Annotated in this window: 20 protein-coding genes; 1 reads left to right on the top strand and 19 read right to left on the bottom strand. The window is 34.6% G+C overall.

What is annotated here, in order from left to right; genetic code table 11:
* Positions 1 to 63 precede the first annotated feature (63 nt).
* Positions 64 to 1,062, top strand: a complete 999-nt coding sequence (locus tag ACP3TL_RS01195) for an LLM class flavin-dependent oxidoreductase (RefSeq protein WP_046465808.1) — start codon at positions 64 to 66, stop codon at positions 1,060 to 1,062.
* A gap of 67 nt (positions 1,063 to 1,129) precedes the next feature.
* Here the strand turns inward: ACP3TL_RS01195 and ACP3TL_RS01190 are convergent, their stop codons facing one another.
* From ACP3TL_RS01190 to rplR, 19 genes are all read right to left on the bottom strand, one after another.
* The gene (locus tag ACP3TL_RS01190; protein WP_285336823.1) at positions 1,130 to 2,008 is read right to left on the bottom strand and encodes an alpha/beta hydrolase; all 879 of its coding nucleotides are present in this window, start codon (positions 2,006 to 2,008) and stop codon (positions 1,130 to 1,132) included.
* Between the two features lie 213 nt (positions 2,009 to 2,221).
* Positions 2,222 to 2,614, bottom strand: a complete 393-nt coding sequence (gene rpsI, locus ACP3TL_RS01185) for a 30S ribosomal protein S9 (RefSeq protein WP_002506992.1) — start codon at positions 2,612 to 2,614, stop codon at positions 2,222 to 2,224.
* Positions 2,615 to 2,633: 19 nt separating this feature from the next.
* Entirely contained in the window at positions 2,634 to 3,071 is a 438-nt protein-coding gene (gene rplM, locus ACP3TL_RS01180) for a 50S ribosomal protein L13 (protein WP_002506991.1), read from the bottom strand.
* 207 nt (positions 3,072 to 3,278) lie between these two features.
* Positions 3,279 to 4,082, bottom strand: a complete 804-nt coding sequence (truA, locus tag ACP3TL_RS01175) for a tRNA pseudouridine(38-40) synthase TruA (RefSeq protein ID WP_046466036.1) — start codon at positions 4,080 to 4,082, stop codon at positions 3,279 to 3,281.
* Between the two features lie 6 nt (positions 4,083 to 4,088).
* Positions 4,089 to 4,895 (bottom strand): energy-coupling factor transporter transmembrane component T family protein, encoded by an 807-nt coding sequence (locus ACP3TL_RS01170; protein ID WP_046465810.1) that lies wholly within the window; start codon positions 4,893 to 4,895, stop codon positions 4,089 to 4,091.
* Positions 4,885 to 5,748, bottom strand: coding sequence for an energy-coupling factor transporter ATPase (locus ACP3TL_RS01165; protein ID WP_046465811.1), 864 nt, complete (start codon positions 5,746 to 5,748; stop codon positions 4,885 to 4,887). Before ACP3TL_RS01165 ends, ACP3TL_RS01170 begins: the two co-directional genes overlap by 11 nt.
* Positions 5,745 to 6,554 carry an energy-coupling factor transporter ATPase gene (locus ACP3TL_RS01160; protein WP_046465812.1) on the bottom strand — a complete coding sequence of 270 codons (810 nt, stop codon included), beginning with the start codon at positions 6,552 to 6,554 and terminating at the stop codon, positions 5,745 to 5,747. The genes ACP3TL_RS01165 and ACP3TL_RS01160 overlap by 4 nt, the downstream gene beginning before the upstream one ends.
* A gap of 415 nt (positions 6,555 to 6,969) precedes the next feature.
* On the bottom strand, positions 6,970 to 7,338 hold the full coding sequence (gene rplQ / locus ACP3TL_RS01155; RefSeq protein WP_002506986.1) for a 50S ribosomal protein L17: 369 nt from the start codon (positions 7,336 to 7,338) through the stop codon (positions 6,970 to 6,972).
* 18 nt (positions 7,339 to 7,356) lie between these two features.
* Positions 7,357 to 8,301: a DNA-directed RNA polymerase subunit alpha gene (locus ACP3TL_RS01150; RefSeq protein ID WP_002506985.1), complete on the bottom strand. Its 945-nt coding sequence runs from the start codon at positions 8,299 to 8,301 to the stop codon at positions 7,357 to 7,359.
* Positions 8,302 to 8,378: 77 nt separating this feature from the next.
* Positions 8,379 to 8,768, bottom strand: coding sequence for a 30S ribosomal protein S11 (gene rpsK / locus ACP3TL_RS01145; RefSeq protein ID WP_002506984.1), 390 nt, complete (start codon positions 8,766 to 8,768; stop codon positions 8,379 to 8,381).
* A 23-nt stretch (positions 8,769 to 8,791) separates the two neighbouring features.
* Complete coding sequence (gene rpsM, locus ACP3TL_RS01140; RefSeq protein WP_002506983.1) at positions 8,792 to 9,157, bottom strand: 30S ribosomal protein S13; 366 nt, start codon at positions 9,155 to 9,157, stop codon at positions 8,792 to 8,794.
* A gap of 21 nt (positions 9,158 to 9,178) precedes the next feature.
* Positions 9,179 to 9,292 (bottom strand): 50S ribosomal protein L36, encoded by a 114-nt coding sequence (rpmJ, locus tag ACP3TL_RS01135; protein WP_002482634.1) that lies wholly within the window; start codon positions 9,290 to 9,292, stop codon positions 9,179 to 9,181.
* Positions 9,293 to 9,323: 31 nt separating this feature from the next.
* Positions 9,324 to 9,542 carry a translation initiation factor IF-1 gene (infA, locus tag ACP3TL_RS01130; RefSeq protein WP_001118443.1) on the bottom strand — a complete coding sequence of 73 codons (219 nt, stop codon included), beginning with the start codon at positions 9,540 to 9,542 and terminating at the stop codon, positions 9,324 to 9,326.
* A 172-nt stretch (positions 9,543 to 9,714) separates the two neighbouring features.
* On the bottom strand, positions 9,715 to 10,365 hold the full coding sequence (locus tag ACP3TL_RS01125; protein ID WP_002506982.1) for an adenylate kinase: 651 nt from the start codon (positions 10,363 to 10,365) through the stop codon (positions 9,715 to 9,717).
* A gap of 17 nt (positions 10,366 to 10,382) precedes the next feature.
* Positions 10,383 to 11,675 (bottom strand): preprotein translocase subunit SecY, encoded by a 1,293-nt coding sequence (gene secY / locus ACP3TL_RS01120; RefSeq protein WP_046465813.1) that lies wholly within the window; start codon positions 11,673 to 11,675, stop codon positions 10,383 to 10,385.
* Positions 11,675 to 12,115: a 50S ribosomal protein L15 gene (rplO, locus tag ACP3TL_RS01115; RefSeq protein WP_046465814.1), complete on the bottom strand. Its 441-nt coding sequence runs from the start codon at positions 12,113 to 12,115 to the stop codon at positions 11,675 to 11,677. Before rplO ends, secY begins: the two co-directional genes overlap by 1 nt.
* Before the next feature lie 16 nt (positions 12,116 to 12,131).
* Positions 12,132 to 12,311 (bottom strand): 50S ribosomal protein L30, encoded by a 180-nt coding sequence (rpmD, locus tag ACP3TL_RS01110; protein WP_021338399.1) that lies wholly within the window; start codon positions 12,309 to 12,311, stop codon positions 12,132 to 12,134.
* A gap of 16 nt (positions 12,312 to 12,327) precedes the next feature.
* Complete coding sequence (gene rpsE / locus ACP3TL_RS01105; RefSeq protein ID WP_002506978.1) at positions 12,328 to 12,825, bottom strand: 30S ribosomal protein S5; 498 nt, start codon at positions 12,823 to 12,825, stop codon at positions 12,328 to 12,330.
* A gap of 20 nt (positions 12,826 to 12,845) precedes the next feature.
* A complete protein-coding gene (gene rplR, locus ACP3TL_RS01100) occupies positions 12,846 to 13,208 on the bottom strand; it encodes a 50S ribosomal protein L18 (protein ID WP_002506977.1) in 363 nt (120 codons plus the stop codon).
* Positions 13,209 to 13,226 lie beyond the last annotated feature (18 nt).

The raw sequence follows: 13,226 nt of genomic DNA, 5'->3' as shown, positions 1-13,226 counted from the left end.
GTCATGTTATGCTTACTTTAAATTCATATACTGACCGATATAAAGTAATAAGGAGATATTTAAGTGAAACTAAGTATTTTAGATTATGTTCCAATTTTTGAAGGCCGCAACGCGACACAAGCTTTAAATCATACTGTTGAATTAGCTCAATTAGCTGAGTCATTAGGCTTTTATCGCTATTGGGTTGCAGAGCATCATCAAGTGTTCTCTGTAGCCTCTAGTGCGCCTGAAATGGTTATGATGTCACTCTTAGAACAAACATCTTCCATTCATATTGGAAGTGGCGGTATTATGCTGCCTCATTATAGTGCATATAAAATTGCAGAACAATTTAAATTAATGGAAGCACGTCACCCTGGACGCGTCGATTTAGGCACAGGACACTCGCCTAGCTTCAAAAATGTAAATCAGGCTTTAAATGAGTCTAAAACAAAAGATATAAGTTACAAAACACAAATTAATGATTTAATGTATTATTTTAATGATGACAATACTCATAATCATCGTTTTAAAGGCTTACAAGCGACGCCATTAATCGATACGAAGCCAAGTATATATATATTAGGTATGAGTAAACAAAGTGCTGCCATTGCTGCGGAAAAAGGATTACCTTTCGTAGTTGCGCTTATGGGTCAAGCTAACCACAATATTGAAAGTGTTATTAATCATTATCGTGACTTATTTAAACAATTTCATCCTGAAAGCCAATCTTATGTCATTATTTCTACGTTTGTAATTACTGCAGAACAGCAATCACAAATAACGCAATTAGAGCATGCATTTCATTTATGGTTAGTGCGCATTGGCTATTTGGATCAGCCTGAGTTTTATCCTTCAATTGAATTTGCAATGCATCGACAACTCTCAACACGTGAACAAGATAAAAAGAATTTTAACCAAAATAGAGTGATTTCAGGTTTACCTAATGATGTTATGAAAGCACTGAATGATGTTGCTCTAAGATTTAATGCTGATGAAATTATGATTCAACCACACGTTTTTGGTGAAACACAGCGGAAAACACTGCTAGAGTTAATTGCCAAGGAAAATATGACAAAATAATAAAAGCAACATATCGCACACATTTAACTGTCGGCTGATATGTTGCTTTTTTGCATGATATTTTAATTTAAAGATCTTTATCCCATAAGAATTCATTTATTTTATCTTGCACTTTTTTATTATTTGCTAGTTTTCCATGCTCTGCATTAGGGCCATGCACTTTAAATTCATCATATGATTGTACGCTATCACCTAATAAATACTTTAATGACCTTGAAGATACATTAGTCACCCTACCATCTGAATCTGTGCCATCTTCTACGTCTCCATATATATTTAGCACATTTACGTTATCAGGATATTTATGTTTCATTGCTCGTAATTCTTTATAATCATCCATCATTTTATTAGGCTTACCATTTTTATCTAATTCAACATTTAATTTTTTGCCATCTACATCTACCTCACCATTAAAGTTTCCAGCTAAATTTACTACTTTATTTAAAGTAGATAGTTGTTCATCGTCTCCATAATTCAACATATAGTAACTAAATGATTTATTGCTCATAGAATGTGCGACAAAATTAAATTTTTCAAAGTTATATTGATAGTTCGTGGCAATGATGACATTTCTTATCCATTTTGCATTTTTTTCTACATTTTCATTATTATTATCTTCTAACTTAATTTTAATAATTGGATATTTAGATTTACTTGTTAAGTTTCCATCGAATGTCACCTTTCCATCAGATGAAACATATGCTTGAATAACCTCTTTTGATGCACCTGACTTAATAGCTGAATTTACTAGAAAATTTCCTGAATCAGCTGAGCCTTTATATCCATGAAGGTAAAATGTAGGTATCGCTTCCTCGGAATCACTTCTGACAGGATATTCGTTATTTCCATAATATTTAATTACTAAAATAGCTACACTTAATAAGGCAACGAGCAAAATGATAAGTAGTACTGTGTAGAAATTACGAGAGTTCTTTTTATCTTCCATGTAATCACGCCTTATATTATAGAGTTATTTTCTTTAATTACCCAACATCTTATCATACTTAACGTTTTAAAATAAATTTTTATTTTGTAATACAAAAAAAGCACTTTCCAATATAATTGGAAAGTGCTTTTTAATATCGAACACAAACTGTCTACACTAATTTGCGTACTGTATCTGGAAGCGAATAAGTTCGCAACAGTTGCAGTAGTAATATTAACGTTTTGAGAACTGTGGTGAACGACGAGCTTTTTTAAGACCTGGTTTTTTACGTTCTTTCATACGAGGATCACGAGTAAGTAATCCAGCGCGTTTTAAAGAACCTCTGTATTCAGGATCTGCTTCTAATAATGCACGAGCAATACCGTGACGGATTGCTTGAGCTTGTCCAGTAAATCCACCGCCGTGAACGTTAACTAAAACATCATAGTTACCTTTAGTTTCTGTAACATCAAACGGTTGGTTTATATCTAAAATTAATGATTCAAATGGTAAGTAGCTACGTACATCGCTGCCGTTAACAGTAATATTACCTTCACCTGGTACTAAACGTACACGTGCTACTGAGTTTTTACGACGGCCTGTGCCTTTATATTCAACTTGTGCCAATGTAATTTCCTCCTTTTAATTAACCACGTAACTCGTAGTTTTCTGGTTGTTGTGCAGCGTGTGGATGTTCAGCGCCACCATATACAAATAATTTTTTACCTTGTTTTTCACCTAAACGCGTGCTTGGTAGCATACCTTTAATTGAATTTTCAAGTAAACGTTCTGGGTTCTTAGCTTTTAACTCACCAGCAGAAATTGATTTAATTCCGCCTGGGTGGTTTGAGTGACGATAATACATTTTATCTTGTTCTTTGTTACCTGTAAAATGTATTTTTGAAGCGTTGATGATAATTACATAATCACCTGTATCAACGTGTGGTGTATAAGTTGCTTTATTTTTACCGCGTAAAATAGTTGCTACCTCTGAAGATAAACGACCAAGTGTTTTATCTTCAGCATCAATAACATACCATTTGCGCTCAATGTTTGATTCATTAGCCATAAATGTTTGACGCATATAATTGTCCTCCTAGAATAAATAAATGTTTCTTGTTTAATAGTTATTACTTTTAAGTTTAGATGTCATTTATTTTGTTAATTTTTTGTTCTTGTTCTACGTGCTTCTATATCTTGTTACACAATAAGATTCCGGGGCTTATCGTGGGTGATATAAAACAATACCGTTAGTAATCGTATAATTTTTAAGCCGTTTTGTCAATCTTATTTAATCATTTTGTGATGATTTTTTTTGATGTATTTTTATATTACTACCAAAGTCATTGATTAACGCTGAAGGTGTCAAATAAATCCGCTCTAAATATAATCCTTCTGATGGTGCAGTATACGGTACCTGATTACGATCTTTCATCATTAATAGCTCAGGTACCTCTTCAGGATTACGCTTTCCTTTGCCAACTTCTAATAGAAACGCCATAAGCACACGTACCATATTATATAGGAATCCTGAGCCTGTGACAATATAATCTAGACCATTTTCTGTAATTTTAATTCGACTTTCATACAATGTGCGAACTTTACTCTCTACTTCTGTTTTTTGTGAACAAAAACCCGTAAAATCATGCGTTCCCACAAATAATTGGGCTGCCCTATTCATTTTTTCAATATCTAATGAATCAGTAATATATGTTTTTAAACCACATTGAAAAGGATCCTTATGCTCAGATTGATAAATTTTATAACGATAAGACTTGCCGACACAATCATATCTACAATGAAAATCATCGTCCACGAAGGTTACATCATTCACATATACATCATCAGGCAAAGCGCGATTCATTACGTACTTCCATTGCGGTGCAGCGATGTTTAATTCTGTATCAAAATGAAAATATTGCTCTAGTGCATGAACACCTTTATCTGTTCTACTACTTGGGTGAATTCGCACATGACGTTTATGCATTCTTTTAAGTATTTTCTCAAATTGTTGTTGTACCGTTCTACCATTTTGTTGTATTTGAAAACCAAGAAACTGACTTCCTTGGTATGAAATATTTACTAAAACACGCATCATGCATTACACTCCTATATATTTTAAAACAAACAATATCACTGCTATTGGTATTAGTAATGTGAGTACTAATACATCTGTCCATCGCCATTGCAACTTACGATAACTCGTACGTTGTTTTTTAGTATCGTAGCCTCTTACTTCCATGGCGATAGCTAAATCTTCTGCTCTTTGAAACGCAGAAATAAACAATGGTATTAATAATGGTATAAATGCTTTTACTCGATTAACCAATCCTCCAGCGCTTATTTCTGAGCCACGAGATTTTTGAGCTAAAATAATTTTATCTAACTCATTCATCAGTGTCGGTATAAATCGCAATGCTATCGACATCATCATGCTCAACAGATGTACAGGTATTTTAACAAGTTTCAATGGTGATAATAGCCTTTCAAATGCGTCTGTTAAGTCAATAGGACTTGTCGTTAGCGTTAATATCGTTGAAATCATAATGATGAACATAAGTCTCAAGACAATATAAATACCCTCTAAAATACCATTTGTATCGATGGAGATAAATGAAAGCTCAAATATTCTTGTGCCACCTTTGGTTAGAAACAAATGCATTAGAAAGGTAAAGATGAGAAATATCCAAATTGGTGTCAATCCTTTTACTAAAAACCATAATTTAATATGAGCTAACTTCATAAAACTTAATATTAATAGAAACAACCAAAAATAAGTAGCAAAAGAATGTGCAAAAAAGATTAATACAATAAATAAGAAGACAAATATCAATTTTGAACGGGGGTCCAAACGATGGATTGTTGTATCTAACGGAAGATAGCGACCTATGATAAATTTATCTCTCATGTTGTTGCCACTCCTTATACATTTCAATAAATTCTGCTTCAGTTAATGCGATTTTATTAAAATAATATTGATGTTTATCTTCAATATCTCTTTGCAGTTTCACAATGTTTGGTACATCTAAGTGCATTTGATTCACGTAATTCGTATCACTAAATAGTTTACGTGGTGTACATGAATCAATAAGTTTGCCATTGCTCATAATTTTAACTTCATCTACATATTTGGCTACATCATTCATTTCATGCGTTACAAGGATGATTGTTTTTTGTTGTTCTACTTGAAGTTTTTTTATTAATTCCATGATTTGTTTTCTACTCTTTGGATCAAGGCCTGCAGTAGGTTCATCTAAAATAACAATGTCTGGATCCATTGCCAATATTGATGTAATTGCAATCTTTCTCATTTGACCACCTGACATTTGAAAAGGAGACTGCTGCAATACATCCCTATTAAAACCAAATTCTAATAGTAAACGAAACGCACGTTCTTTTACTTCGTTAAGAGGCATATTAAAGTTTTGAGGACCAAAAAGAATCTCTCTTTCAACTGAATCTTCGAATAGCTGTGACTCTGGAAATTGAAATACAACCCCTACTCGTTTACGTACTTGCTTTAAAAACTTATCTTTAGTCTTATGGGTGATTGTTATATCATCTACTTCTAACGCACCATTAGTTGGCTTTAAAAGGCCATTGAAATGCTGAATCAATGTCGATTTACCAGAACCAGTTTGTCCTATCACAGCATAGTATTTCCCTTTTTCAAATGACGTGACAATGTCTTCCAACGCGAGATACTCAAACGGTGTGCCATTTTGATATACATAACTAACTTGGTTAAAATGAACCGTCATAATTTTCTTACCAACCCTTCATAAGTTATGTAATCAGTAACGCCTAATAACTGCTGATTCATCCGCATTGAAAATGGAAGGTCTAAACCAATCTTTGTGAGTTCATTACCATCACTAAAAATTTCTTGTGGTAAGCCCGATTGATATACAGCACCTTCATTTAACACCACTACATGGTCGGCCTCTACTGCTTCTGACAAATCATGTGTAATAGAAATAATCGTAACATCTTTATCGTCTTTTAAACGATGAATCAATGAAAGTAATTCATTTCTACCAGCAGGGTCTAACATAGATGTAGCTTCGTCTAATATAATGATATCTGTATTCAAAGCGAGAACCCCTGCAATTGCAACACGTTGCTTTTGGCCTCCTGAGAGAGACTGGGGTTCATATGTAGCCCGATCTAACATTTCTACGTCAGCTAATGCTTCAGGCACAATAGTCTGCATGCTTTCATATGTTACGCCATTATTTTCTAAACCAAATGCAACGTCATACTCCACTGTAGACCCTACAAATTGATTTTCAGGATTTTGGAACACAATGCCAATGTGCTGTCTTAGGTAATTCAAATTATCTTCGTGAACTAATCTATTACGCAAATAAATATCACCATCAAATGGTGATTCTATGCCTATCATGAGTTTGGCGATAGTAGATTTACCTGAGCCATTATGTCCTACAATTGATGTCCATTGTCCTTTTGGAATCTCAAAAGATACATCATTTAACGCAAATCGTTCATCACTATTATATTTAAATGAAACATGGTTAAATGTAATAATATTATCTCGCGTTTCCATATCAATTGCCTCCCAAAATTTATATTCATCATTGTTGTATACTTATCCTATTTTACATGAAACTTTCTAAAGAAGCACTAGTAAAGTCTAAAGAAACACTGCTATAAAGAAGTACTTTAAAACTTTTATAATATAGCTCTTTTGACATTTGCGCATTAGTGTAAGTGTTCATCCTTTACTAATGTGTTAACTTCAGAGGTTCATAGTTGATTTGCAATTGCATAAGGCCCCCTCAATTCCTACAGAATTGAGGGGGCCTTATAAATAAAAAAAGCGCGCACCCCATCATATTTTTGAGTTCACGCTTTAAAGTTTATTAAGTTTGATGGGGTACTCTGAGCTAGACAATATTTGTATGTGGCAAACATTATCGTTGCACTCATTTGCTTTATACATAGTAGTACGTATATTTAAATTAAACTAATTCGATAATTACTGATTCAGCTCCGTCACCGCGACGAGGGCCTACTTTAAGAATACGAGTGTAACCGCCTTGACGTTCTGTATAACGTTCAGCAACTTCACCGAATAATTTTTGTAGTGCAGTTTGAATTGATTCATCATCATTTAAGATTTCAACATTACGTAAAGTTTTAGCAGCTTGACGACGAGAAGCTAAATCTCCTTTTTTACCTAAAGTGATTAATTTTTCAACAACACTACGTAGTTCTTTTGCACGTGCTTCTGTAGTTTCAACACGTTCACTAACGATAAGTGAAGTAGCTAAATCGCGTAACATAGCTTTACGTTGATCAGAAGTACGACCTAATTTTCTGTAACCCATGAGTTAACCTCCTTTATATTAATCTTCTTTTCTTAAGCCTAAACCTAAATCTTCAAGTTTATATTTAACTTCTTCTAAAGATTTACGACCTAAATTACGGACTTTCATCATATCAGCTTCTGATTTATCAGCTAACTCTTGTACAGAGTTGATACCTGCGCGTTTTAAACAGTTGTAAGAACGTACAGATAAATCTAATTCCTCAATTGACATTTCAAGAACTTTTTCTTTTTGATCTTCTTCTTTTTCAATCATGATTTCAGCATTTTGTGCTTCATCAGTTAATCCAACAAAGATATTCAAATGTTCAGTTAAGATTTTTGCAGCTAATGAAACAGACTCTTGTGGCGTTATAGAACCATTAGTCCAAACATCTAACGTTAATTTATCAAAATCACTACTTTGACCTACGCGCGTGTTTTCTACAGTATAGTTAACACGTTCTACAGGTGAATATAATGAATCAACTGGAATTACACCAATTGGTAAATCACTAGTGTTATTTTGTTCTGCTAATGCGTAGCCTCTACCTTTATTCGCAACGAGACGGATTTTTAAATGTCCACCTTTAGAAACAGTTGCAATTTTAATCTCAGGATTCAGTATCTCTACATCACTATCATGAGTAATGTCACTTGCAGTTACTTCGCCTTCATCTTTAACATCGATTTCCAAAGTTTTTTCTTCTTCAGAATAGATTTTTAATGCTAATTTTTTGATGTTCATAATAATTGCAGAAACATCTTCAACAACATTATCTATAGCTGAGAATTCATGTAATACGCCTTCGATTTCAATGTATTTAACGGCTGCACCTGGTAATGAAGATAGTAGGATACGACGTAAGGAGTTTCCTAGTGTAGTACCGTAGCCACGTTCTAGTGGTTCAACAACGAACTTACCGAATTTAGCATCATCACTAATTTCAATTGTTTCAATTCTAGGTTTTTCGATTTCAATCATTTACAAATATCCTCCTTGATTACGTCGACTTGATTTGTACTGTAATTTCTCAGTGACCTGCGACAATAACAATAAAATTATACGCGACGACGTTTTGGTGGACGACAACCATTATGTGGAACTGGAGTAACGTCACGGATTGCAGTTACATCTAATCCAGCTGATTGTAACGCACGGATAGCTGATTCACGACCAGGACCTGGGCCTTTTACAGTGACTTCAACAGATTTCAAACCATGTTCCATAGCTGATTTAGCAGCAGTTTCTGATGCCATTTGAGCTGCGAATGGAGTTGATTTTTTTGATCCTTTGAATCCAAGTGCACCTGCTGATGACCATGATAACGCATTACCAAATTCATCAGTAATTGTTACGATTGTATTATTGAATGTTGAACGGATGTGAGCCACACCATTTTCAATATTCTTTTTCACTCTGCGTTTACGAGATACTTGTTTACGTGCCATTTAAATTTTGCCTCCTTTACCTATTATTTTTTCTTGTTAGCTACAGTTTTAACTGGGCCTTTACGAGTACGAGCATTGTTCTTAGTCTTTTGTCCGCGTACTGGTAAGCCACGACGGTGACGGATACCACGGTATGATGAGATTTCCATTAAACGTTTAATGTTTAAGTTTTGCTCACGACGTAAGTCACCTTCTACTTTATAGCTATCTACTACTTCACGGATACGACCTAATTCATCATCAGTTAATTCGTTAACGCGTGTATCTGGTGAAACGTTAGCTTCTTCAGCAATTTTATTCGCTGTAGTAGTACCGATACCATATACATAAGTTAATGAAATAACAATACGTTTTTCACGTGGAATATCTACTCCTGCAATACGTGCCATAATTATTTACACCTCTCTTTATTAGCCTTGTCTTTGTTTATGTTTTGGGTTGCTACAAATTACCATTACTTTACCTTTACGTTTAATGACTTTACATTTTTCGCAAATTGGTTTTACTGATGGTCTTACTTTCATTTTAATACCTCCCTATATTATGGAGTGACGATTATTTATAACGATACGTAATTCTTCCGCGCGTTAAATCGTACGGAGACATTTCTACAGTTACTTTGTCGCCAGGCAGAATACGAATATAATTCATTCTGATTTTACCACTTACGTGAGCTAAAATCTCATGACCATTTTCTAATTCTACTTTAAACATTGCATTTGGTAAAGTATCTAACACAGTACCTTCTAATTCAATAACATCTTGTTTAGCCATTTATTAACTTCCCCCTTTTTGCAATAGTTGGTTATCGTCAACAATCAACTCTAACCATACGAGTCTATAAGTGTTGTTAATAAGTTTAACAAAATTAAAATGAATTACTATATCGCATTGTCACTCTTATTCAATTATACTTTCGACATTCCATAGACCGTACAAGTTGATATTATTTTAAGTTTTCTAAGATATCGATAACGTCTTCAGTAACGACTTTAATATCTCTTGAACCATCAATGTTTTTTAATACTTTTTTATTATCATAGAATTCTAAGATAGGTTTAGACTGTTTAACATTGACATTTAAACGATTTGCAACTGTTTCTGGGTTGTCATCTTCACGTTGGTATAATTTACCACCATCAAGATCACAAATACCTTCAACTTTAGGAGGATTGAATACAAGATGATAAGTTGTTCCGCATTTTTCGCAAATTCTACGACCAGTTAGGCGGTTCATTAATTCTTCTTCAGCTACCTCTATATTGATAACAGCATCAATTTTTCTATCTAATTCTTGCATAATTTCATTTAATGCTTCAGCTTGTTCAATAGTACGAGGAAAGCCATCAAGTAAGAATCCTTTTTTTGCATCGTCTTCAGAAATTCTATCTTTAACGATGCCCACAGTTACTTCATCAGGGACTAATTCTCCACGATCCATGAATGATTTAGCTTCTTTGCCTAAATCTGTTCCATCTTTAATCGCTTTTCTGAACATGTCTCCAGTAGATATGTGTGGAATTGGGAATTTCTTTACAATTTCACTCGCTTGAGTTCCTTTACCTGCACCAGGTAAACCCATTAAAATGATATTCATAAGTGCCCTCCTACAATTTATCTACCACCAAAGCCTCTATAATCTTTCTGAGTCACTTGAGCTTCAAGACTCTTCATTGTTTCAATTGCTACACCAATTACAATAAGTAAGCTAGTACCACCAAGCTGAATAGATTGAGGTAAGCTCATTACTTTAGTAGCAATGATTGGCAGAATCGCAATTACAGCTAAGAATATTGACCCTACAAATGTTAAACGATAGAGAACTCCAGTAATATATTTTTTTGTTTGTTCACCAGGTCTAATACCTGGAACATAACTTCCTTGTTTCTTGAGATTATCTGACATCTTTCCAGGATTGACTTGAACAAATGCATAGAAGTATGTGAACGCAATAATAAGCACCACATAAACAATCATACCGATATTACTCGATGGATTTGCCACGTCTGAAATCTTCTGCGCCCAACTAGCGTCAGGGAAGAACAATGTTAATGTTCTAGGTAACAAGAAGAATGCCATTGCAAAGATAACCGGGATAACCCCAGCAGCGTTAACTTTCAAAGGTAAATATGTTGCTTGTGAACCTAATCGTTGTGTTGATTGCTTTTTCGCATATTGAATTGGAATTTTACGAATAGCTTGTAATACAAATATTGCACCGACTGTTAATAATACCATTCCAATAACTAATCCTAGAACTTTTAACCATGCCATTGTAGTATCATCTTGACCTACGAATGACTGTTGATAGAACTGAATTAATGATGAAGGTAGTGATGACAAAATACCACCAAAGATGATAATTGAAATACCATTACCGACACCGAATTGAGTGATTTGGTCACCCATCCAAATTAAGAATGCTGTACCAGCTGTTAATACAACAGCGATTAATAAATAACTAAGGATTGATTGATCAATAATCAATTGACCCTTTAGATAATTATTAAATTGGAACGCCATACCAATTGATTGGATAAAGGCAAGTACAATAGCAAAATAACGTGTGATGTTTGTAAGTTTCTTTCTACCTGCATCACCTTGTTTTGCCCACTCAGAAAACTTCGGAACAATATCCATTTGTAATAGTTGCATCACAATTGATGCAGTAATGTAAGGCATTATACCCATGGCAAAGATTGAGAAATTCTGCAAGGCTCCGCCACCAAATGTATTTAATAAATCAGTGACACCTTGAGATCCTTGTCTACTGTCAAAAGCAGCTGGATTTACACCAGGTGCTGGAATATAAGTACCTATCTTAAAAATAACTAACATTGCGAGAGTAAAAAAGATCTTGTTACGAACTTCTTTAGTTTTAAAGAAGCTCACAAGCGTTTGAAACATTAGATCACCTCGTGTGCTCCGCCTTTTGCATCAATAGCATCTACTGCAGACGCAGAGAATTTGTTAGCTTTCACAGTTAACTTTTTGTCTAGTGAACCTTTACCTAGTACTTTAATACCAGATTTTTCGTTCTTAACTACACCAGATTCTACTAATAAAGCAGGAGTTACTTCAGTACCATCCTCAAATTTATTAAGTTGGTCTAAGTTAACAATAGCATATTCCTTACGGTTAATGTTAGTAAAACCTCGTTTTGGTAAACGACGGAATAATGGTAATTGACCACCTTCGAAACCTGGTCTTACACTACCACCTGAACGTGATTTTTGACCTTTTTGTCCACGGCCACTAGTTTTACCGTTACCAGTTGCTGCACCACGTCCAACACGGTTACGTACTTTACGAGAACCTTCTGACGGTTTTAGCTCATGTAATTTCATTTCGGCACCTCCTTAATTATTTTTCTTCTACTGTCACTAAGTGACTTATTTTGTTGATTTGCCCACGAATAGCAGGGTTATCTTCAACAACTACTGAAGAGTTCGTTTTTTTCAAACCTAGAGCTTCAACAGTTTTACGTTGTGTTTCTGGACGACCTATAACACTACGAGTGAGGGTAATTTGTACTTTAGCCATAACTTATTTTCCCTCCTTAATTGTATAATTCTTCTACTGATTTGCCGCGTAATTTCGCAACTTCTTCAGCATTTTTAAGGTTTTTTAATCCATTAATTGTTGCACGAACCATGTTGATTGGTGTATTTGATCCTAAAGATTTACTTAAGATATCAGTGATACCAGCTAATTCTAATACCGCACGAACAGGGCCACCTGCAATAACACCAGTACCTGGTGCTGCTGGTTTCATTAAAACATTACCTGAACTGAAACGACCATTAATAATGTGAGGTGTTGTACCTTCAACACGTGGAACAACTACTAAATCTTTCTTAGCTGCTTCTACTGCTTTTTTGATTGCTTCTGGCACTTCTTGTGCTTTACCAGTACCGAATCCAACGCGACCGTTTTTATCTCCAACCACTACTAAAGCAGTGAAACGGAAACGACGACCACCTTTTACAACTTTAGCAACACGGTTAATTGTAACAACGCGTTCTTCAAATTCTTTCACTTCTTCTCTACGAGCCATGTAAATGTCCCTCCTTCAAATTAAAATTCTAATCCATTTTCACGAGCTGCATCTGCTAAGGCTTTAACACGGCCATGGTATAAATATCCTCCACGGTCAAAAACAATTGTTTTAATACCTTTATCGCTAGCTCTTTTAGCTACAGTTTCGCCGACTTTAGCTGAAAGTTCAACTTTTGAACCTGTTTCATTTGCTAAGTCTTTTTCTTGTGTTGATGCTTGTGCTAATGTTTTGCCATTAACATCATCGATAACTTGTGCGTAAATATGTTTGTTTGAACGATAGATGTTTAAACGTGGTTTTTCAGCTGTGCCTGACAATTTATTACGGACACGAGCATGTCTTTTCAAACGCACTTGGTTTTTATCTATTTTGCTGATCATTTTATTACTCCTTTCTTC

The organism is Staphylococcus caseorum (assembly GCF_049943195.1).
GTDB lineage: Bacteria > Bacillota > Bacilli > Staphylococcales > Staphylococcaceae > Staphylococcus > Staphylococcus equorum_A.
Note: the sequence above shows the minus strand (reverse complement) of the source record. Positions and strands in the feature narration are given on the sequence as shown.